This is a genomic window from Pseudobdellovibrionaceae bacterium (assembly GCA_015163855.1).
Classification (GTDB): domain Bacteria; phylum Bdellovibrionota; class Bdellovibrionia; order Bdellovibrionales; family UBA1609; genus JAAOIH01.
The window spans coordinates 1-22,027 of sequence record JAAOIK010000013.1; the positions used below are offsets into that span (position 1 = coordinate 1).

Annotated in this window: 21 protein-coding genes and 2 tRNA genes; 7 read left to right on the forward strand and 16 right to left on the reverse strand. The window is 32.3% G+C overall.

Annotated features, from left to right (window positions below; genetic code table 11):
- Window positions 1-489, reverse strand: a 489-nt coding sequence (locus HAW63_01990) for a hypothetical protein (protein MBE8162742.1), incomplete at its 3' end; no start/stop codon positions are given.
- Between the two features lie 332 nt (window positions 490-821).
- On the opposite strand from HAW63_01990, the gene HAW63_01995 reads away from it, so the two are divergent.
- The gene (locus HAW63_01995) at window positions 822-3,185 is read left to right on the forward strand and encodes a hypothetical protein (protein MBE8162743.1); all 2,364 of its coding nucleotides are present in this window, start codon (window positions 822-824) and stop codon (window positions 3,183-3,185) included.
- 101 nt (window positions 3,186-3,286) lie between these two features.
- On the opposite strand, the gene HAW63_02000 is transcribed toward HAW63_01995, so the two are convergent.
- The 10 genes from HAW63_02000 to HAW63_02045 form a co-directional block, all read right to left on the reverse strand.
- Window positions 3,287-4,813, reverse strand: coding sequence for a hypothetical protein (locus HAW63_02000; GenBank protein MBE8162744.1), 1,527 nt, complete (start codon window positions 4,811-4,813; stop codon window positions 3,287-3,289).
- 7 nt (window positions 4,814-4,820) lie between these two features.
- Entirely contained in the window at window positions 4,821-5,876 is a 1,056-nt protein-coding gene (locus HAW63_02005; GenBank protein MBE8162745.1) for a thiamine ABC transporter substrate-binding protein, read from the reverse strand.
- Window positions 5,870-6,352 carry a DoxX family membrane protein gene (locus HAW63_02010; GenBank protein ID MBE8162746.1) on the reverse strand — a complete coding sequence of 161 codons (483 nt, stop codon included), beginning with the start codon at window positions 6,350-6,352 and terminating at the stop codon, window positions 5,870-5,872. Before HAW63_02010 ends, HAW63_02005 begins: the two co-directional genes overlap by 7 nt.
- A gap of 53 nt (window positions 6,353-6,405) precedes the next feature.
- Complete coding sequence (nth, locus tag HAW63_02015; protein MBE8162747.1) at window positions 6,406-7,053, reverse strand: endonuclease III; 648 nt, start codon at window positions 7,051-7,053, stop codon at window positions 6,406-6,408.
- Between the two features lie 26 nt (window positions 7,054-7,079).
- On the reverse strand, window positions 7,080-8,210 hold the full coding sequence (locus HAW63_02020; protein MBE8162748.1) for a citrate synthase: 1,131 nt from the start codon (window positions 8,208-8,210) through the stop codon (window positions 7,080-7,082).
- Between the two features lie 96 nt (window positions 8,211-8,306).
- Window positions 8,307-9,164 carry a phosphatase PAP2 family protein gene (locus HAW63_02025; protein ID MBE8162749.1) on the reverse strand — a complete coding sequence of 286 codons (858 nt, stop codon included), beginning with the start codon at window positions 9,162-9,164 and terminating at the stop codon, window positions 8,307-8,309.
- 12 nt (window positions 9,165-9,176) lie between these two features.
- Window positions 9,177-10,496 carry an NADP-dependent isocitrate dehydrogenase gene (gene icd / locus HAW63_02030; GenBank protein MBE8162750.1) on the reverse strand — a complete coding sequence of 440 codons (1,320 nt, stop codon included), beginning with the start codon at window positions 10,494-10,496 and terminating at the stop codon, window positions 9,177-9,179.
- A 30-nt stretch (window positions 10,497-10,526) separates the two neighbouring features.
- A tRNA-Val gene (locus HAW63_02035) sits at window positions 10,527-10,603 on the reverse strand.
- Entirely contained in the window at window positions 10,594-11,289 is a 696-nt protein-coding gene (gene lipB / locus HAW63_02040) for a lipoyl(octanoyl) transferase LipB (protein ID MBE8162751.1), read from the reverse strand. Before lipB ends, HAW63_02035 begins: the two co-directional genes overlap by 10 nt.
- A gap of 8 nt (window positions 11,290-11,297) precedes the next feature.
- Window positions 11,298-12,764 (reverse strand): hypothetical protein, encoded by a 1,467-nt coding sequence (locus HAW63_02045; protein ID MBE8162752.1) that lies wholly within the window; start codon window positions 12,762-12,764, stop codon window positions 11,298-11,300.
- A 201-nt stretch (window positions 12,765-12,965) separates the two neighbouring features.
- On the opposite strand from HAW63_02045, the gene HAW63_02050 reads away from it, so the two are divergent.
- From HAW63_02050 to HAW63_02065, 4 genes are all read left to right on the forward strand, one after another.
- Window positions 12,966-13,053 (forward strand) — tRNA-Leu (locus tag HAW63_02050).
- A gap of 64 nt (window positions 13,054-13,117) precedes the next feature.
- The gene (locus HAW63_02055) at window positions 13,118-13,624 is read left to right on the forward strand and encodes a hypothetical protein (GenBank protein ID MBE8162753.1); all 507 of its coding nucleotides are present in this window, start codon (window positions 13,118-13,120) and stop codon (window positions 13,622-13,624) included.
- A 20-nt stretch (window positions 13,625-13,644) separates the two neighbouring features.
- Window positions 13,645-14,022 carry a RidA family protein gene (locus HAW63_02060; protein ID MBE8162754.1) on the forward strand — a complete coding sequence of 126 codons (378 nt, stop codon included), beginning with the start codon at window positions 13,645-13,647 and terminating at the stop codon, window positions 14,020-14,022.
- A gap of 30 nt (window positions 14,023-14,052) precedes the next feature.
- A complete protein-coding gene (locus tag HAW63_02065) occupies window positions 14,053-15,288 on the forward strand; it encodes an ABC transporter permease (GenBank protein ID MBE8162755.1) in 1,236 nt (411 codons plus the stop codon).
- A gap of 2 nt (window positions 15,289-15,290) precedes the next feature.
- Here HAW63_02065 and HAW63_02070 read toward each other — a convergent pair whose 3' ends face one another.
- The gene (locus HAW63_02070) at window positions 15,291-16,367 is read right to left on the reverse strand and encodes a YjgP/YjgQ family permease (GenBank protein MBE8162756.1); all 1,077 of its coding nucleotides are present in this window, start codon (window positions 16,365-16,367) and stop codon (window positions 15,291-15,293) included.
- A 65-nt stretch (window positions 16,368-16,432) separates the two neighbouring features.
- Here HAW63_02070 and HAW63_02075 point away from each other — a divergent pair, with 65 nt between their 5' ends.
- Window positions 16,433-17,233 (forward strand): response regulator, encoded by an 801-nt coding sequence (locus tag HAW63_02075; protein ID MBE8162757.1) that lies wholly within the window; start codon window positions 16,433-16,435, stop codon window positions 17,231-17,233.
- A gap of 14 nt (window positions 17,234-17,247) precedes the next feature.
- The gene (locus tag HAW63_02080; protein ID MBE8162758.1) at window positions 17,248-17,838 is read left to right on the forward strand and encodes a hypothetical protein; all 591 of its coding nucleotides are present in this window, start codon (window positions 17,248-17,250) and stop codon (window positions 17,836-17,838) included.
- A gap of 87 nt (window positions 17,839-17,925) precedes the next feature.
- Here HAW63_02080 and HAW63_02085 read toward each other — a convergent pair whose 3' ends face one another.
- The 4 genes from HAW63_02085 to HAW63_02100 all read right to left on the reverse strand — a co-directional run bounded on the left by HAW63_02085 (window position 17,926) and on the right by HAW63_02100 (window position 21,983).
- A complete protein-coding gene (locus HAW63_02085; protein MBE8162759.1) occupies window positions 17,926-19,113 on the reverse strand; it encodes a cysteine desulfurase in 1,188 nt (395 codons plus the stop codon).
- Between the two features lie 16 nt (window positions 19,114-19,129).
- Entirely contained in the window at window positions 19,130-20,074 is a 945-nt protein-coding gene (phnE, locus tag HAW63_02090) for a phosphonate ABC transporter, permease protein PhnE (protein MBE8162760.1), read from the reverse strand.
- Between the two features lie 130 nt (window positions 20,075-20,204).
- Entirely contained in the window at window positions 20,205-20,975 is a 771-nt protein-coding gene (gene phnC, locus HAW63_02095; protein MBE8162761.1) for a phosphonate ABC transporter ATP-binding protein, read from the reverse strand.
- 3 nt (window positions 20,976-20,978) lie between these two features.
- Window positions 20,979-21,983 carry a phosphate/phosphite/phosphonate ABC transporter substrate-binding protein gene (locus HAW63_02100; GenBank protein MBE8162762.1) on the reverse strand — a complete coding sequence of 335 codons (1,005 nt, stop codon included), beginning with the start codon at window positions 21,981-21,983 and terminating at the stop codon, window positions 20,979-20,981.
- Window positions 21,984-22,027: the final 44 nt, after the last annotated feature.

The window sequence follows — 22,027 nt, forward strand, 5'->3', positions numbered from 1 at the left end:
AGCAACATCAATCCCAATGTCTTTTAACATATTTTTAGCTTCTTTACTGAAATGAATAGCAAACACTTGTTCCGCTTTTTGGTCTTCTCCTAAAGAAGAAGATTCCATTTTAGGAACTAAAACAATGTGTTGCTTACCTAAAGTTAGGCTTCCACCAGCTGCTTCAAAAGTGATGTAGGCTTCGTCTAATAAACGAGCTAAATCATCAGGATGCGTATCTAGTTGTTCTCCATTTTCACTGAAAACTTTTCCGTACCACTGACCAACATCTAAAGTCAATTTAGCATTGAACTTTTCTGTTTCAATGTTTAAAGACATTTGTGCTTTTTGAGCAATAATGTTATGACGGCTCCATTTTTTTTTGTTCTCTTTACGGGTTTCTACATCCACTTTTACTCTACCAGAAGTGGAAATCTTAGCGGCTGCATAAGCACTTAAGCTAGCAGAAGCTAACAACATTGCTGTTGTATATTTTATTACGTTTTTCATCTTTCTCTCCTTTTTTTGATTCTGCTTTTTTTAGCTAGAATCTTTATTTGTGTTAGCTCATCCACGGCTAACCCTAAAAGAAAAGCATTAAACACACCAAAAAACGAAAAGTGAACTTAAGTGCTAAAAATACTAAAGAATTTGTAATTAGGCCCTTTTATTTTTTGGTATCAAGGGCTAAAAATTTTACTAAATAGGCCAATGTGATTCACTTTTAAACACTATAGTATAACAAAAATGGTCACCCTAAAATTTTTACAAACGCGATTTGTACTTTTTGCATAAAAAAGATAAACCTAGCCTACAGTCTTTCTTATCTGCATACACAAGGCATGAAACATTATATATTAGTAATAAGCGCATTTCTTGTTTTTTTTAACAATACCAAAAGCTTGGCCAACGCCAGTGACAGCGAGCCTAGCTTAAGTGAAAAAATTAAAAGCACCCACCGCTACGAATTAGACTCTAAATTGTGGGATTTTTTCGAAAACATTTCCTTTGGTGATTTAATTAAAAATAATCGATGGCGATCGTCTTTAAATTTTCAAAGAACAGTAATCGACTATTATGATAATAAAGGGGTTATAATTGATACCACCAGCCTTCCTTTTGCATGGAATGTGGCCAGTAAAGATATTAAAAACTTATTGCCCGACAACTTACCTTCTGCCTTATCTGCGGATTTAAACTACAACTTAAATTTTGGTTTAATTGCCCAAAGAATTTTAGTTATACCCGAAAAAGAAGTTTTTAAAAAACAAGCAAAAAAAGATTGGGTGCTAGAAACCCACACACAATTATTACAAACCATAGAATCTTCGCCTTTAATTTTACAAAAAAAATTAAATCAAGGCAGCTCAAAGCCAGTCTCTTCTAAAAGCTTACTAGAAGAGGTGGATATTGCTCCCATATCTTCAGATGGAATAAAAAGAGATGACTGGCGACACAGAACCTCAGACAGCTTATCTCAAAAATGGGACCAATTTTTATACACACTACAATTTAATTTTGACAGTATTCAATACGAGCATTTTTTTAGCCGCTTTTTGCATATATTTAAAATTCCTTTGCGAGCACGCTTAGCCAAAAAATTATCTATGCAAGAAACCATTAACTACACCGTTTATGGCGTGCATACCTTAGGCCCTTCTTTTAACTATAAAGGCAATTTAAATCTCAACATTACTGCTAACCCCTTTTATATAATCCGCAACGGGCAATTTAAAGTACAAGTACTAAGAACCGACCCTAATGATGTTAATAAGGTTTTATTAAAGTTTTCGCATTTAATTAGCAAAGGTGTTGGGTCTGGCATCAGCCTAAGCAATACCTCTTACTTGGTTAATAGCGTAAAAAACACCTTAAACTTAAATGGCGGAAATTTTTTAAAAAAAGCACTTACTTACCACATTACTCCTTTAGTGTATTTTTCTAAAAACCAAACCAAATTGTCCATTGACGAAAGAACGCAAACTTATGTTTTTGATTTAAGCCACCCCAAGGCGGTAAAGGCTTATAACTATGCGGCTTTAGGAATGACTCACAAAACCGAAGAGATTATAAAAAGTTTAAAATATCTAGGGGAAAAAGCTCCTGTAAAAATTAAACAACATAGCCAGCGCAAGGGAGAAAGTAACTCCACTAGCTCGCGATTTCATATATTGGGCTCTACTTATCAGTGGAAACAAGATTGTGCTAAACAACTTAACCACACCACTATTACTTTTAAAAAGAAAAACAAACACTTTTTAGATGTAGAGGGAAATATTTCTTGCGACGAAAAATCGGATTTAAGTTTTTTAAATTTTAAAAAAATTCGTGAAGAAAAAAAACTGCACTATATTTCTGGAGGAGTTTTAAAAGATCTCGACCAACCTAAAAAAGAAAGAGAAATTTATATCACTGCCATTTATGCCTACAAATTTAAAGTTGCAAAAAATAGCGATAACTCTGCACACTATAATGATGTTAAAAAACAAATAGAGTATTTTAATTTAATTAGTAATCAATCGATAAAATTACCTTGCCCCGAATATAAAATACAAAACAAGAAGTTTTTTAACAATAAGTACAATTGGAACAGCCCCAAACTGGTAAAATATAATAAAAAAGTAAGCCAATGTATAAGCAAACATTTAAAAAATATAAAAATTCAACTAAAAATTTTTTATGATACCAAAAGTATTAAACATTTTTATTCTTACAAAAATACATTTATTGTTAGTGCCATTCAAAAGGCTTTTAAAGAATATATTAATAGTGCTATTTTATCTGATATAGAAAACTCTTATTTGTTATCAAAAAAAGAAAAACAAGAAAAAATACAGCAATACCAATCCAGCCCAAAAGAAACTTATAAACAGCAATATCGCTTTGTAGTTCGCGCGCTTAATAATAGCAAAAATGGGGCCTTTTTTAGCGCTCTTTCGGGGGGGCTTAAAGTTGTTGCTAAATCTTTAGAATATCTAGGCCTACCCTACAGCAAAGAACTAAGGCTAAAAGCAGCTATGCGACAATTATTTATTTCTTGGAAAGATATAAAAGCCTTAATTAAACAGCAACCAGAAACAGAAACAAAAAAAATAACCAAAGCTTTTTATAACATGTTTCGCTTTCCTCATTTTAGTAAAGAATATATTCATTTTTTAAGCATTACTAGCCAATACAAAAATGTAAACGCCATTCGCATAAAATAAAACAATAAGTGATTTTTTAAATTACTTAGTTTTTAAATTGCTTAGTTATTAAATTGCTTAGTTTTTAAATTGCTTAGTTATTAAATTGCTTAGTTATTAAACTACTTAGCTTTTAAAGCTTTTTTGTTAGTCGTATTGTAGCCTAGCATGTATGGCAGGCCTGTTTGCAATAGGTAAAATAAAAAAAGGCCCAGCAGCAGCAATAACAAAGAATAAACGCCTGCTTGCTCCCATCGATAAGAAGACAACAAAGAATGTATAACCAAAGATAGCGATACATCTTTGGGTAGTAAAATGGCACTTAAGGCAAAGTCGCCACAGCCCCATAAAGCCGCCACTCCCGAAGAAAAACTAATATATTTTATTGTTTGTGGAAAAATAATTTTTTTTAAAATAAAAAAATGCGAAGCCCCTAAGCTTTGTGCTAAATAAAATTGCTCTTTTAAAGACTCTAACAAAGTCTCTAACTTTAAGCGATAAAAAATTGGCCAAAATAAAACACTTAAGGCTATAAATAACAAAGCATACTTAATAAATGCAAAATTATAATTTTGTGCTAATAACAAATAAGCAAAACCTATTAAAACTAAGCTGGGACTAATATAAAAAGTTAAAAAACGACGAAAACAAGAGCTAAAGCCTAAACTGGCGGTTAATAATAATAAAATAAACACCCCTAAACCCACAAAAAAACCTTGTAAAAAAGAATAATAATACAAAGACCAATCCATAGTATATAAATGACTACTGCTAATATTAAAAGCCATAGATAAAAACCCTAATATAATTATAATAGATATTAAAAAAGGAATGCTTAATAACCAAATGTTAGAAAAATAAAAAAGCCCCTTAACAGAATTTACCGACATTTTAGAAGTGGAAAAAACACTATGTTTTTTTTTAAAAAAATAAACGGCTATACCAAAACCTAAAAAAACCAAGGCTTGTGTTATAGATAAAAGCACTGCTTGTTTCCATTGACCATATAATGCAATTTTTTCGTAAATAAAAACTTCTAAAGTGCGCTCAATACCAGAACTTAATAATAAAGGAATAGAAAAACTAGTAAAATACAATGCAAAAAAAAATAAAACCGAAATAAATAATTCGTATTTTAAAAATTTTATAACTGCATACCAAAAAGCAAAGCCCCCACTTCCCTCCACACAAGCTAAATCGGCCATGCCTGCTATTTTTTTAGAAAATAAACTGCAAAGCAAAATAGTGCACAAACCCGTATTAATAAAAACATGCACTAAAACAATAGCTGGAAAGCCATAAAATATAACAGAAAACCAAGAGCTAATAGAAAAAAAAGATAGCACTACAAATAATGAAGGGATAAAATTAGGCAATAAAAAGAAAAATATAATCTTTTTCTTTAACCTAGAGTTTTTAACAGCCAGCAAACCCAAAGCCCCTAAAAAGCCCAAAACGATGGTAATAAAGGTGCTTAAAAAAGATTGTTTAAAAGTAAAAAGAAAACTTTGCCAAAAAGCAGTATCAAACATAGCATAAAAGCCCGTGTGTGACGAAAAATTATACAATAAATAAGTGCCTAAAATTAAAAAAGGGCTAAGTAACAAAAGATAAAGAAAAGTAGATAAACTATTGGTGTATAATTTCATAAACTAATTATTGCGTATGCAAAAAATATTTTTTCCAAAACTGCAAAGAAGTATTTACCAATTTTTTGTTTATAAAATAATCCAATAATGCCGGTTTAGTTAATTTAGCAAAAACACTATGGTCGCTAACTCCTTTAATAACCGGAAACATAAAATTTTTAAACATAATTTGTTTTTGCACTTTTTTAGTTAATAAAAAAGCCAGTAATTTTTTAGCTAATAAACAATTTTTACATCTGTTGGGAATAGCCATCATTTCGATTTGATAAGGGTGAGGGCTTTTAAAAATAGCCATTTTATAGTTAGGGTTATTTTCTTCTATAATGTGATAAGCTATAGAACTTAAATACGAAAACACAATGTCGCGATAATTGGCCTTAAATAAAGTATAAGATTTAGACCAAGAATTAGAAATATGCCCAACCTGTTTGCGCAATTGCTTTAAAAAAGGCGGTGGTTTTTTTACGCTTAAGTTTAAATGAATTAAAAATTGTAAACCCGCAGAACTGGTTAGTGGATTTTGCAAAGCAATTTTATTTTTTAATTTTGGGTTTAATAAATCGCCAAAAGATTGTGGAATATTTTTTAAACCCTTTTTGTAAATAAACCCCATAGGCGACCAATCATAGGGGAAAAAATAAGTTCCAATTAACGGATTTTTTACACTGCTATTTTTAATAGCTTTTACCCACCGAGCTTTAAGATTTACTTTTTTCCAAGAAAATAAAGAGGCTGCCTCTAGCATAGAAAATTGATCTAAACCAATAACTAAATCGACTCTGTCGTTACCTAATAACTGCATTCTTCTTAATATCATTCTAGCATCACCTGCACGAACCCAATGCAGCCTGCAATTGCAAGTTTTTTCAAATTCGGTTTTAATATACTTACCCACTCCCCACTGGCTAATAAAACTAGAGTAGGTATAAACATACACCGCAGGCTTTAATGGTTTGTTTTTTTGAAGTTTACTATATAAAAGAAAAGGCGAATTAAAGAAAAAAAAAGCGATTAACACGAAAGCAAAAGCAAAAGCGCCAACTACAAACCGCTTATTTACCACAGCCAACCATTATACCTTTTGTAAAAAAAGTAATCCATTCCTAAACAACGGCCTGCCCCAATAAACCCCATGGAAATAAAACTTAAAAGTAAAATTTGAAAAAAAGGAGTAATAGAAGACACCTCTATTAATAAATAAAAAGTGCATAAAACCACACCTAAAATAGAGCTTATTCGAACTAAAAACCCACTAATAAAACTAAAGCCAATAAATAACTGTAAAAAAAATAAAAGATAAGCAAAAAATTGCCAAGAAGGAATGACCGCTTCGCTAATAAAATATTTAAAATTAACCGAAGCTTGCGAGCTACTTAATAATTCGCTTAAATCTCTAGCTAACCGAGGTGTTACTAAATAATTAGTATTTAATTTGTCCATGCTTTGGTTTAAAAAATAAAACCCAATGCCAATTCTAAAAATAGCTAAAGGAAAAATATGTGCTGTAAATTTAATACTTTCTAAAAAAGAATAAAACATAAAATATAATAGTAATAATTATAAAAAACTGTCAAGACGGTTGGGCTTTCTGTCTAGCTTTGCCTTAACTCACTGTAGTAAGGACACTCTTTTTTAAAAAAACAAAGTTTGCACTGGGGAGAGCGCGCCTTACACAAAGCTCTACCATGAAGAATTAGCCAATGTGATAAAATAATCCAATATTTTACAGAAATAACTTTTTGCAACTGCTTTTCGATAATTACGGGGTTGTTAGACTTAGTCCAACCAAAACGAAATGCTAGCCTTTTTACATGAGTATCTACCACTATACCTTCTGGCTTGTTAAAAATAACTCCTAAAACAACATTGGCCGTTTTGCGACCCACCCCTGCTAATTGAATTAAATCTTTTAAATTATCGGGAACTTGTTTGTTAAAATGTTTTACAAGACTTTGGCTACAACTAATAATATTTTTTGCTTTATTATGATAAAAACCAGTGCTGTGTATTAACTTTTCTACCGATGCTAACCTAGCCTTAGCCATTAACTCGGCAGTGGGGTATTTTTTAAATAACAACGGTGTAACTTGATTAACTCTTTTATCTGTACACTGCGCACTTAAAATAGTAGCGATTAATAACTGAAAAGCCCCTTTGTGAATAAGGGCGCACTGTGCATCTGGATAATTTTTTTTTAAAGCACGAAAAGCTTTGTTATAATCTAAAGGAAGATTTTTCATAAAAAAAAATACTTACTTTTAATAATTTAGCGTTGGTCAAAAGGCTTCCATAGCTGACCCGCCTTTCCTCTCCACTGACCTTTTGGGCGGTAAATGCGATTGTCCTCCCATTGCTCTAAAATATGAGCTAGCCAACCAGAAATTCTAGACGCTGCAAAAATAGGTGTAAATAAATCGCTGGTAATACCTAAACTATAATAAACCGTTGCTGAATAAAAATCGACATTGGGTAAAATATTTTTTTCTTTTTTCATTAAGCTTTCTAATAAATTAGACATTTCAAATAAATGTGCATTACCAGATTTTTCACACAATGACTGGCTCATAGATTTTAGTACTTTTGCCCGAGGGTCTCCATTTTTATACACGCGATGACCAAAACCCATAATTTTATATTTATTTGCTAATGCATTTTTTAACCAAGCCTCTACATTGTCTACCGATCCAATGTCTTTTAAAGTTTTTAAAACTTCCTCATTAGCTCCACCATGCAAAGGCCCTTTTAAAGCACCAATAGCACTTACAATACTAGAGTACATATCGCTTAAAGAAGAAGCGGTAACTCTTGCTGTAAAAGTAGAGCAATTTAAACTATGGTCGGCGTGTAAAATTAAACAAGTATCAAATACCTTTGTTTGCTCTTCGGTAGGCTCCTCCCCTTGAAGGCAATTTAAAAAATTCCAAGCCATAGAATATTCTTTTTGAATAGGTAGTAAATCACGACCTTGCCTTAAACAATTAAACAAAGCCACCAAAGACAACATTTTTCCAGTTAATGCGTTTCGGATAAATAATTGATCTTCCTTTTGTGTAGATTGTGATTTTGGGTCTAGTAAAGCCAAAACAGAAATTGCTGTTCTTAACCACGCCATAGGGTGAACTTCCTTTACTGGCAAAGCCTTTAGCTGAAGTATTTCTGCATCAGAAAAGCTCATATTAGATAATAAGTTTTGTTGTAAAACTTGCAGCTCTTCCTTATCAGGCAACCGGTTATTCCACAATAAAAAGATAACCTCTTCGAAAGAAGAATGAGCTGCTAAATCTTCAATCGTAAAACCACGATAAAATAAAGTTGCATCTATAATAGAAGATACTGCAGTACTACAAGCCACTACCCCTTCTAAACCTCTGTCCATTGCACCTTCATATTTTTGCATAACCTACCCCTTTTATACTATGTCTATACTTATTTTTTAATAATCAGCGATTAATAACTAACTTGGAATTTAATAAATGTAAATAGGAATAATGTATTAAAAAGTCCAAATAAAATTTAACTGATTAAAACCTATAAAAATAGAATCTGGTTTTAACCCAGTGCGCTTATGTTTTGTATATTTTGCTGTATTTCTTTTATATAAAGCATAGGCATAAGAATAACTAACCAAGGCTGCTGCGGTGACATCGTGCAAGTAATGCCGATTGCCCTGAATGCGAGCAAGTGCTGTTCCTGTGGCTGCGATATTGGCCAGTACTCCCACATACCAGGGGTGGGTAAAGCTAATCGCCGCTGCCAAAGTAAAGGCCCTTCCTGCATGACCCGAGGGAAAAGATCGGTAATCTGCACCATCTGGTCTTTGCTGATGCGAAATGGTCTTTGCCACTTGAGTAAACACACCAGCGGCTAAAATGTTTTCTAAATAAAACTGCGCTTTATTAAAAGAGGAATTAGATTGAAACCAGTAAGAATGCGCATAATAAGCTGCAACATAAAGCAAAGCCGCTGTGTTTTCACCAAACTGATTTCCGTAATTTTCCACATTTTTACTGATAACTTGGTGTTCTTGAAAATGTTTTTGAATTTTTGGACTTATTAAAGACCTTCCTGCAAAAAGAGAAACCAAAGTTAAGGCCTGCCATTTCCATTTATCAGGAGTGTAAATATAGGGAGCAATGCTAGATTTTTTAACCCTCTTCCATGACCAAGATTTTTTCCATTTTTGCTTAAAAAATATATTTTTATTAAAAATTTTATTTTTAAAACTTATAGACTGAAAATTTCTTTTACTAGCAGAAAAAGTGAGTTTTTTAGACAATTTAGGATTTGCAAATAAACTAACAGACCCGAAAAAAACTAAAAACCCTAAAAAACAGCTAACTCTTTTACGCATGCCTATTGCCTGTTACATTAAAGTTACCATATTGTCTGCAAATACAGAACATTTTACCTCTTGCACACCGCTAACTCCATCGCTTTTCATTAAACGCGCAAAATCGTAAGTTACGGTTTTATTAGTAATTACCTCTGCTAAAGAACTTAAAATTAAGTCGGCGGCCTTGTCCCAACCCAAATGTCTTAACATCATTTCGCCAGACAAAATAATAGAACCTGGGTTAACCTTATCTAAGCCTGCATATTTAGGAGCTGTACCATGAGTGGCCTCGAAAACCGCAAGCCCTGTGGTATAATTAATATTTCCTCCAGGGGCAATACCAATCCCTCCCACTTGAGCAGCCAAGGCATCGGATAAATAATCACCATTTAAATTTAAAGTGGCTATAACATCAAAATCTTTGGGACGAGTTAAAACCTGTTGCAAGGCAATGTCTGCAATCGCATCTTTTACTAAAATTTTACCAGAGGCTAAAGCTTTTTCTTGTTCTGCGTTAGCTGCATCCACCCCTTTTTCGGCTTTGGTTTTATCATACTGTCCCCACGAGTAAGTGTGGTTAGCAAACTCTGTTTCGGCCAATTCGTAAGCCCAATTTCTAAATGCCCCTTCTGTAAATTTCATAATATTGCCCTTATGAACAATAGTTACCGAAGCTTTTTTGTTGTCGATGGCGTACTGAATAGCAGCCCTTACCAAGCGCTGCGTACCTTCTTTAGAAACGGGTTTAATTCCAATGCCACAAGACTTGGTAAATCGTAATTTGGCATAAGATTGAGGATCATTGTCTTTTAACCAGCAAATTATTTTTTCTGCCCCAGGAGTGTCGGCCTGAAACTCTATACCTGCATAAATATCTTCGGTATTTTCTCTAAAAATAGCCATATCCACCGCTTCGGGATTTTTTACAGGAGAAGGAACTCCCGTAAAGTACTTTACAGGGCGCAAACAAACAAATAAGTCTAAAGTTTGACGGATACTTACATTTAAAGAGCGCATTCCCTCGCCAATGGGAGTAGTTAAAGGTCCTTTTATAGATACTAAATATTCTTTAAAGGCTTTTAGTGTGTCTTCTGGTAACCAAGACTTGTATTTATTAAAAGCTTTTTCTCCGGCATAAATTTCGAACCATTCAATTTTTCGATCTCCACCATAAGCTTTTTTAACAGCAGCATCTAAAACTTTTTGAGCCGATTTCCAAATGTCTACACCAATTCCATCCCCCTCTATAAAAGGAATAATAGGATTTTTTGGAACATTTAAAACTCCATTACTAAAGGTAATTTTTTTCCCTTGAGTGGGTGCTGTTAACTTTTCAAAACTTACAGACATAAATACTCCTTCTTTAAACGATTCGGTTTCTGGTTGGGATAAGCAGACTCGAACTGCTGACCTCCACCATGTCAAGGTGGCACTCTAACCAACTGAGCTATATCCCATTTTCGTGTTTATTTATATGCTTTATTTGCTCATAGCTCAAGCCTGTTTTAGCTATTAAAAAGATTTTTAAATGTTCTAGCCAATTTTGATAAATTTCTTTTAAATTGGCTTCAAACCCCAACTCTTCACACAAGCTAGTAACCGGTAAGTTGTCTTGCCCACAAGGCTTAATCCACGAAAAAGATTCTAAATTATTATTTACATTTAATGAAATGCCATGATAACTAACACGCTTTTTTACCCTTAAGCCTATAAATAACATTTTTTTACCCTTAAAATATAAGCCATCCTGTTTAGCGTTTAACTTTAAACCGTACTTTTTGCTAATAACCTTAGCAAAACTGGTTTTTAAAAAATCCACCCAGTCTTTTATACCCAAATCAAACACATCTAAAGCCAAAATAGGATACACCACTAGCTGCCCAGGCATATGTAGCGTTACTGCTCCCCCTCGATTTACCTTAGTAAAAAAAAAGTGCTTTTGTAGTAATTTTTCTTTATAAGAAAAATCTTGATCCCCTTGTGAGCGCAAACCCGAAGTCACCACAGAAGGATGCGAACCTGCTAGTACATAAACTACTTTTTTATTCGCATTTTTGCTTAAAATATTGGATACGCATTTTTCTTGAAAAGACAAAGCCTTTAAATAAGGAGAAAGTTCGGCCCACTGACTATAAATGTTCATAGGCTTAATTACTTATTTTTGTGCTTTTTTAAAAAAAATCCAATTTTACTTTTGTCAGAAAATAAAGACACTGCCTTAATTGTGTAATTGGGTAAATTTAAGTGCTTAATTTTTTTTGCAATGTCTTTAGGCTTTAAGGTAGATGCTACTTTTAAATGAAATTCTGAACGGCTTAATGTTTGCACCTTTATGTTTAAAACTTCTCGTATATGAAATTTTACGATAGATATAAATTGATACAAATCTGCAGGAGCTAAAGAGCCTTTTACTACCAAAACCACTGGGTAAGCTTGTAATAAGGCTTTGTTTTTTACTCCCACCAGCTCTTTTAAAATGGTATCTCCCGCCTCTTTAAAAAATTTTAAAATTTGTGTTTTTATTTTTCTGCTGGGGCTTATATCTACTGTATTTGATTCTAAACTCCACTTTTTTTCTTTTTTAAAAACCACGACAACTTCTTTGCTAGCCGTTTTAAAAACTTTTAACGAAAGCAATATAGTTAATATTCGCTTTTGTTCGTTAAAAGAATAAGTAACATCGCCTTGTAATATTAAATCTGGCTCTAAATAAGAAGCTATTTTAATAGGATAAAATGCCGATTTTTTTAATAACGAACTAGAAAGAAAATTTTTAAAATAAAACCGGCTTGGTCGAAATAGATACAACGACAAGGGTTGGGCTTGTTCGGCAAAGTGATTTAAAAATTGTTTTTTAACATTAACCAAAAATTTATCTAAGCTAGTTTCTTTAGTTAATGGGCTTATGTTTTTAATAGTCAATGCTGTTGCTGTAGAGTTTTTATTAGCTGCATTAGCCTTTTCCACACTAACTGCCAAAGAAAACAAGGGCTCTGTACTACTTTGCCACCAATTTTTTGCATAGCCCGTTGTTGTATTTAATAAGTTAAACATGGGCAACACATTAAATTTAGACTTAATGCCATGAAGCAAGCCTTCTTTATCTAAAATTTGTTTTAAATTTACAAAAGATATTTTTAAATGCACTTTAGCCGTAGATATAAACGAAAATTGTGAATGAACTTGAAATTGAAACACTTTTTCGGAAAAAATATAATACTTAGCCTTTTCTTCTATTATGGATTGTAAGCGTTTTTTTAACAAAGACGATTTTTTTTTCTCTAAAATTAAATTAAACAAAACTTGAGAAACTTTATACCTAGCCTGCTTTAAAGCTAAAAAATAAACTTGGTTTTTAGACAAGCTAGCCCATCGAGAATTATTTTTTTTAACATTAACATGGTAAAACGGAAACTCTAGAACAAAGCTAGAGCTTCCCTGCAAGGCCTTGTTTTTAACAAAATTTAAAAATTGCTTTTGCTTTTCTTTTTGAGCGTCAATAACACTTTGTGCTTCTAACTCCATATTTTGAGGAAGTTTTAAAGCAGAAAGGTTTTGCTTACACCAAACTTTTGAAGAAAGCAAAAATATTGCAAAAACAGCAAAAACCTTAAACATGCTTTTCACCTTAATAAGCCACCCTGACTATGTCAAAAAGTATGTTTTTTCTATTATATGTTCTTTCGTTAAAAAAATAGGCTTTTCTGGTACATAAAGTCGGCTTGAGCAAAAGCTTTGGTAATGAAAAAATGCCTTTACAATTATAAGAGAATTGACATAAAGGCACCTTTGCTACAATATTACGAGGAATGTCTACTTGCCCCGGTGGCGGAATTGGTAGACGCACAGGACTTAAAATCCTGCGGCCTTTTTGGCCGTGCCAGTTCAAGTCTGGCCCGGGGCACCATTTCTACAGTATCTTCATTAGAAAAAACCTAGACAAATTGGCATAAGCTTTTTAGTATAAAGCTATGTCTATATTAAAAAAACCCATTATTAGCCTTTTTATCATTGTATTTTTTAGCCTAAATAGCCAAGCTACCGATTTGTTGCATAAAATTGGTGTGGGTTATCAAAATACTAAACTACCCGCCTTATCCACTCGCTATTACTTTCAACCCACGCTATCGGTAACTATTAGCTCGGGCTTTACCACTCAACAAGACCATACTCAATTTCTTTTAGAAGGAAAAATACAAAAAGTTTTATTTATGGAAAAGTATTTACACTTTTTTATTGGAGCAGGCTTAGGTTTAATTAATGAAAACATTAAAGGAAACAATTTATCTATCCCCAATGTTAAAAATAATGGTTTTAAAATAGAGGGAACCATGGGTGTCGAATTCTTTTTAGTAAACTTACCCAGCCTTGGTTTTTTATTAGAAACAGGGCTAAGCTTACAAAGCAAGTCTGGTAATATTCAAGTAAACACCTTAGCTCACATTCCTTTTAAAGCTGGCGTTTATTTTTACTTTTAAAAGCTAAAAAAGGAGCCTCCATGTATCAAATCATAAACAGCCCTAAAGCGGCCCAGCCCATTGGCCCTTACTCACAGGCTGTGGAAGTAAATAATTTTATGTATCTGTCTGGACAAATCCCCTTAGACGAAAAGGGCAATTTGGTTTCAAACAACATTGAAGAGCAAACCCATCAAGTTTTTAAAAATATAGAAAATATATTAAAAGCCAACCACTGCAATTTAACGCAAGTATTTAAAAGCCTTATTTTTTTAAAAAATATGAATGATTTTTCTAAAGTAAATAGTATTTACTCGCAATATTTTAAAAAAAACTTTCCTGCAAGGTCTTGTGTAGAAGTCTCTCGATTACCCAAAGATGTATTGGTCGAAATAGAGGTTATTGCCTATAAAGCATAAATGCTATTTATGGGCTTTTTATAACTACCTGTGATAAAATTATTTTTAAAAAATTATCTTTTTAATTCTGCTAACAACTCGGTTATTAAAATAATTTCTTATATTTGCTTAATTAGCTCTGCCCTTTCTGTAGCGGGCCTTATTATAGTGCTTAATATAATGAACGACATGTCTTCTAAAATTCAAAAAAGGTTATTGGGCTCAAAGCCACATATTAGTATTAATATTAATGCCAAAAAATTACCTGCACACAATTATAAAAGCCAGTGGATAAAATTAAATGCCTTTTTAAAAAAACAAAAAAATATTGAACATATACGCTCGGTTAAAAAACAAGAGTTAATTATTAAAACAAATACTTCGGGCTTGCAAAGTGTTATTGCTAAAGAATTTAATGATAAAGATTTTTCTGTGTTTTTAAAAAATACTTATGCGCAATACCCTTACCTAAAACCTTTAGATAGCTTTCAGTATCAAGAAAGTCATCTTAACCCTGTTTATATCGAAGAAAGTTTAGCGCAGTATTTACAAATTCAAGAAGGTGACAGTATATTATTGTTTCAACCACAGTCTTTATTAACTAGCATAGAAAATGTGCAGCCTTATACACAATTACAAGTAAAAGGCTTGCTTCCCTCGGAGGCAAAAACCAGCTCTGAACAATTTATTTATTTTAAAAACTTAGACAAAAACCTATCTAAAAAAATAGTACCTATAGAAGTACAACTGTATGAACCCTATCAGTACGAAAAAACTTTTAAAGATATAAAAGTATTTGCTAAATCAATTAACCTGCCCCTTTTAATAACTAACTGGAAGCAAGATAACCATATTTTATTTTTTTCTTTAAATATGGAAAAATCAATAATGGGTTTATTTTTTATAATTAGCTTAGTTATCAATTCTTTATCTATTATGACTTTAATTTTTTTATTAATTACACAAAAAAGAAAAGATATTAGGCTGCTTTATGCAATAGGCTTTTCGCAAAATCACATTAAACAGTTATTTATGAAAATTAGCTTTATATTGTCTCTTTGCGGCATGCTTTCTGGCTTAGTAATAGGTTTGGGCATTAGCTTTTATTTACAGCATAACCCCTTACAAATACTACCCGATATTTTTTACAATAATTCTTTGTCGGCTAAAGTAGATTTTTCTATTTTAGGATTAAGCTTACTTTCTATATTATTTTTTGCCTATATTGGCGCTTGGATTCCTATAAAAATACAATTTCAAAAAATGAAAATTCAATACCAAGTATAGTATTAATGTTTAGCTCTCTTCCACAAAAGAATACTGGCAAGTAAAAGCAATAAAGCTGGTATAAAAATAATAAATGTATTGCCAAGCGTTAGCGCCATTTTAACGCTACTGGTATAAATAAACCAATAAAGAGCAGCAAAAACTATTCCTAAAGTGCTTTTTTTGTAAGTTTGAAAACGATTTACCAAGGGCCCCACACTAAGAGGAACAAATGCTAATAATAACAATAAACTAGAAAAAGATAATAAAAACCGAGAATAATATTCGATTTCATACTTAACGGTATCTAAACCTAAGTTTTGATTATTTTTTACAAACTTATACAGCTGAAAGCTATTCATGTATTTGTAAAACTCTACGCTAAAATTAAAAGTTTTAATTTTAGGAGGCTCACTAATGGTTTTTTCTAAAAACGGCGTAACCAAAACTAACTGGTTTTTATCCTCTATGTAGCTTTTACCATCATATAGCTTCCACAAAGACTTAGAAGAAAAATCTACAAACTTGGCTTGAATAAAATAATCTAAGTGCCATTGAGAGGAAAACTTATACAAAGACAATCCTTTTCCACTTTTTTCTGATTTTTCTACAGATTGTAAATTAAAAATAAAATTATTGGATTCATACCAGATTTTATTACTATTTAAAGATAATACAGGAGTTTTTTCTTTCCAAACTTCTTCGTAGTAGACTCTCTTTGCTTTTTTTAATAATATGGGATTAACATAAGTTAGCACTACCAAAAAGGTTAAGCTTAAAGCCGCAGATAGCAAAAATATGGGCTTTAAAATGCTAAATAAAGGCTTACCTAAGCTTTGGCACACTAAAAGTTCTTTTTTGCTTTGTAACTGGCCCATAGTCAGGCTAATTGCTAATACACTAATAATACCAGATATTTGCATAAATATCTCGGTAGATAAATATAAAAAATATTTTATTATTACAAATAATGAGACCTCTATTCTTAAGGCTAGCTCTAAAATGCTTACCGCATAATAAACACCCATTAAAACTATCAAAACAGTGAGCCAATTTTTAAAAAAATTTACTAATAAATAACGCTCTAGAAGATTAATCATAAACCTTATTAAACTCTAAAACGAAGCTCTTGACTACTGAATAAAAAATTTCTTAACATAGTAGTATGTCGCCAAAAATATTACTTGTTGATAAAAGCCCCGCTATAAAACAAGCTTTTACTGTTGCTTTAAAGGGGTACGATTATAGCCTAAAAGCTACTGATAAACCCCAACTTGCCCTAGAACTTATTAATAGTTTTCAACCTCATCTTATTTTTGTAGATTCTTTAATTCAAAATACACAAACGGCAGAGTTTATTCAAAAATGTCACACCTTTATAAAATCTCCTATTATTTTATTAAAAAATAATTTTTCAGAAAATACAGAGGCGATGCAAAAACTTCTTCAAAAAAAAGTTATTCATAGTGTTTTAGAAAAACCTTTTAAAAGGCAATTTTTACGAGAAATTATACATAAGTGTATTTATCAAGAAAGTTTTGAAGAATCTTTAGAAGAAGACTTAGATACCCCCGTTACATTAGACCCTATTGTAAAATGGGAGAACACCCAAGACGAAGACCCCGCAGTAGCTTTAACCTACACCCAAGACGAAGAAGACAGTGCAAAAAAAAATGCGGATTCGCAAAAAATAAATAATAACATAAAAAATAACACAAAGAAAAAAATAGCAAAAAAAATAAAAAGATTAGACGAAACTAATCAGTCCATAGAAGAAATAATACTAGAGCAATTGCATTTTTTTTTTAAAGACCAGTCTAAAAACATTTTAAAAGAAGTAGCTACTCCCATTGTGCAAGACTATGTGCAAGAACAAGTAAAACTTTTAGCAAAAAATCTTATTGAAAAAGAAATTCAAAAAATGCTTAATCAAGAAGACTTGCCTTCTAAAAAAGGTTTATTATAAATACTATTGCCACTATGATAAAACCAGTTAATACAGTGGGCGAATTTAGCCTTCGGTGGGCAAAACAAAATAATTTAACTTATGATTATAGTAAATTTACCAAAAGCACTCAAGATTTAGCCAAAGCAGAAGCCTTTAAACTAAATACCAATTTAAAACTATATATTACCGAATACCAAGAGCAAGGCCGAGGACGGATAGATAAAAGAACTTGGATATCAAAAGCGGAAGATAATTTTTTAAGTACATGGTCTTATAAATTTTTACCCACTAATATTTTGCCCTCATTATCCGAACAAATTGCACAACAAGTTATTATTTCTGCTAAAAAAACTTGGCCCAACTTACCTTGGAAGCTGCAGTTGCCTAATGATATTTATATAAATGATAAAAAAATTGCCGGTTTATTAATTGATATTTTAAATCAAGGTAAGCAAAACCGCTTGTTAATAGGCTTGGGATTTAATATTTATAGCTCGCCAGAAAATTTAGCAACCACTAGTACTTGCTTGTTTAAAGAAACTTCTTTGCCTATGGAAAAATGGCAAATATTTTTAGATTCTCTTTTTTGTAATTGGAAAAAATTATTAGCAAAAAATGCTTAGTTAAAAATGCTTAGTTAAAAATTGCTTAGCAAAAAATGGAAAATTACAATTGGCTTAGTTAAAAATTGCTTAGTTAAAAATGGAAAATTACAATTGGCTTAAATGTTTTACCACAGCAATTAACTCTTTAACAAAAAATACAATATCTTTTTTGCTGGTTTGCCACCCTAAACTAATACGCAAAGACGAATTGGCTTGTTCATCACTATAACCCATGGCTTTTAATACCGAGCTAGGTTCGGAACTGCCCGAGCTACACGCCGATCCGGTGCTTAAACTTATAGATTTTAAATCTAAACTAACTAACAAGCTATCGCCATTTAAATTAGAAAATAAAATATTAGAAGTATTGGGTAACCTTGCGCAATCTTTTCCGATAATTGTAGCGATTTTAATGTTTTTTATAATTTCTTCTTCCATAAAATCACGCAAATTTTGCATTTGTGTAAAATAATTAGAAATTAGCTTTTCTTTTAACATATGTTCGGCCATTAACCCCAAAGAGGCTATGGACAAAGTATTTTCTGTGCCCGCCCTTCTAAAGCGTTCTTGCCCTCCACCTTGAATTAAAGCATTTAAATGCACACCTTTTTTTACATATAATAAACCCGAGCCTTTTAGGCTATACACTTTATGAGAAGAAAAAGAAACAAGGTCGGCACCCAATGTGTTTAAATTTAATGGTAACTTACCAAAGGCTTGAACAGCATCGCAATGTAACAAAGCACCACAGCTTTTTAGCATTTTACTAATTTTATTAATAGGAAAGATATGACCCGTTTCGTTATTGGCATACATTATAGAGGCCATAGCTACATCCTCGCCCAATAAAGATTGCAACTGATTTAAATCCACTTGCCCGTTTTTATTTATCGGTAATATATCTAACTTTAGTCCAAATGTTTTTAAATATTCTGCTGTTTTAAAAACGCTAGGGTGTTCTACTGCACTAATAATAAATCGATTACGAAAAACAGTATCCTTATTTTTAAAAGAAGATAATAAGTGTGGTAATATCTGAGAGAAAAAAATGCCTTGCAAAGCTAAGTTGTTGGCTTCGCTACCTCCCGAGGTAAAAATTAGCTCTAAAGGACTGACTTTTAGCAATTTTGCTAAATTTTGACGAGCCTCGCGTATAATTTTTTTAGGCCCTCTACCTGCATAATGAACAGAACTGGGGTTGCCCCATTCTTCCATTTTTTGAATTAAAGGATTTTTTAAAAAGGGAGCTAAGGGAGTGGTTGCATTATTATCAAGATAGACTAAAGACTTCATAAGTTAAAAACTACTTTTAGTAAATAGCTTCTCTTAATTTTGCACTTAAATAATCCATCAACCATACCACCGAGGCAATGACAATAACAATGGTGCCCACTTCGTTCCATTGAGCCAAGCCTTGATACTGAACCAAAAGAGTACCAATCCCCCCACCACCAACTAAACCAATTACTGTGGCCATGCGAATATTAATATCCCAGCGATAAATAGTAAAAGACAAATACGGTAAAATAATTTGAGGAACAACAGCATACCATATTACTAAAACAGGATGGGCCCCTGTGCTTTCGATAGCCTCTAAAGGACCTTTACTAACCGATTCAATTTGCTCGGAGTATAATTTAATTAAAGAAGAAACAGAGTGAATAGATAAAGCTAACATTCCTGCAAAGGGACCAACCCCTACCCAAACAGAAAAAATTACTGCCCATACTAAAGGTTCTACCGAACGAGTAAAGTTAGAAAAAAACCTAATGACCGTATAGATAGACTTTCCAAAAGGAAATTTGCTAGCTAAATTTCGAGCGGCAAAAAAACTAAAGAAAAAAGCAATGGGCACAGCAATAAAAGTCGCTAAAAATGCAATATAAATAGTATCTACCATGCTAGACAGCACTTGAACAATAATGCTCCAGTTAGGTTGTAACAAAGCAGAAAATATTCGCTTAGCACCACTTAAACCTTGTGAGCTAAATAATAAATAAAGATTAATATCTACTAAAATACTTCCCAATAAAACATTTAAAACAAAAACTAAGAAAAGGAAAATTCCAGAAAAAGAAAAAAATTGAAACTCAGAGTGTAGCTCTGGTCGATTTTTTAAAAATTTATTGGTTTTGTACACAGCCATAGCTCCTAAAGAGCTGTTTTTAGAAGTCCACCAAAAAGCAAAAATAAGACTAGTAATTAGTAAGATAATATAAGAAAAAGCTGGTAAAATATTTTTTTCATAAATCATATGAGAGGTAAAAAAAGACAAAGCAAAAAATAAATAAAAAGTTAATAAAAAATTAATAACAAAAGCTTTAACTTTTCCTCTTTTCTTTTCTTCGGAAACATGATTTTCAAAACCCTCTACGGTTGTAAAATTATTCAATTCCTACCTCTTTTGCTTGCTCGCCATAAATTTTTTTAAACCAAGCTTCATCAATATCTAAAGGAGAGCCTTCAAAAACTAACTTTCCCGCCTTTAAAGCAATTACTCTGGTAGCGTATTTTCGAACTAAACTTAAAAAATGCAGATTACAAATTACTGTTTTGTTTAATGTTTTATTAATATAAGCCAAGTGATCCATAACCAAATGCGAAGTGGCTGGGTCAAGACTGGCTACTGGCTCGTCGGCGAGTAAAATTTCTGGATTTTGCATAAGCGCTCGAGCAATAGCTACTCGCTGTTGCTGGCCTCCACTAAGTTCGTCGGCTCTAACATAGGCTTTGTCTTTTAAGCCCACCAGTTCTAAACTACCCATAGCTTTATCAATGTCTTCTTTAGAAAATTTAGAAAAAATACCTTTCCATAAAGCCGTTTTTGCTAAAGCCCCCGAAAGCACATTAATTAAAACACTTCTTCTAGAAATTAAATTAAAATGTTGAAAAACCATAGCTATGGATTTGCGGGCTGATCTTAACTCTTTTGCCTTTAAACCAATTATATTTTGATTTTGAAAGTAAACCTCCCCAGAAGAGGCAGGTACCAAACCATTAATACACCTAAGCATAGTCGACTTACCCGAGCCACTTAAACCAATGACTGCCAAAAATTCTCCTTGCTTAACAGTAAAGGAGACGGAACTTAAAGCATGGACGCCATTTTCGTAAAATTTTTCTAAATTTTTAACTTCTAAAGCGGTATTGCTCATAATTTACTTTTTCTTTATTTTTTTATCTTTCTTTTTTAAAGTGCCTTCTAAATCTAACTTTGTGCTTAAAATCATTTTTCTGATGTCATCATAAACGCTGTCTTTTACTTCTACCAAACGGTTCATGTCATAAAGTGCTTTTAAGGCTTTATAACCTTCTTTACTTTTTTGAAATTCTAATAATGCTTGTTTAACTAATTTTTTTACTTTTTTATTTTTTTCTTTATCTTTATAAAGGTTAGACCGTATCATCCAGGGCTCATTAGGTATGCCTTGCGATATTTTTAAAATTTTTATTTTTTTTTCTACATCAGGAAATTGTGTTAGCACCCGTGCTCGCGCATCTCTTAGTACTCTTACTTTTTTTCCATTTATGGTTTTAACTATGGGGTTGTCGTAAAAGGTAGCCCCTGCATCTACCTGCTTTTGGTAAATCATGGCCACTACATTGTCATGCTTTTGTGCAAACACATGAGATTTTAACTTTACCCCTGCCTTTGTTAACATATTATGGGGAACAATATAGCCCGATGTAGAGGCTGGGTCAGAAAAAGCAAAACGCTTACCATTTAAATCTTGCAAAGTTTTAATATTGCTATCGGCTCTTACCAAAATTTGCGAATGGTAGCTTCTTTTTCCCTTTTCTCGCTCTACGGTTAAAATGGCTTCTACAGGATATTTTTTAACATCTTTTGCTAAAATATATCCAAAAGTGTTAAAAATAGCAAAATCAGCCCTTTGTGTTCCAAAAGCTTCTACAATAGCTATGTAGCTAGAAGGTATAGAGCCTTTTACATAAAACCCTGTTGGCTTATTATAAAGGGCTTGAGAGACATACTTTGCCACATAATCCACCACTTTATCTGTAGTTACAGAAATGGTTCTGGCATCAATGGCTGGCACAAAATACATGGTAAAGGGGCGGTTTTTAGAGCCCACTGTGGGGTCTGAACAAGCAGCCATGTAAAAAAACAACAATAAATAACAAGCTTGCATTAACCTTTTCATTGTTTTCCTTTAAGCTATTGTTAATTTAAGCATTAAATACAACA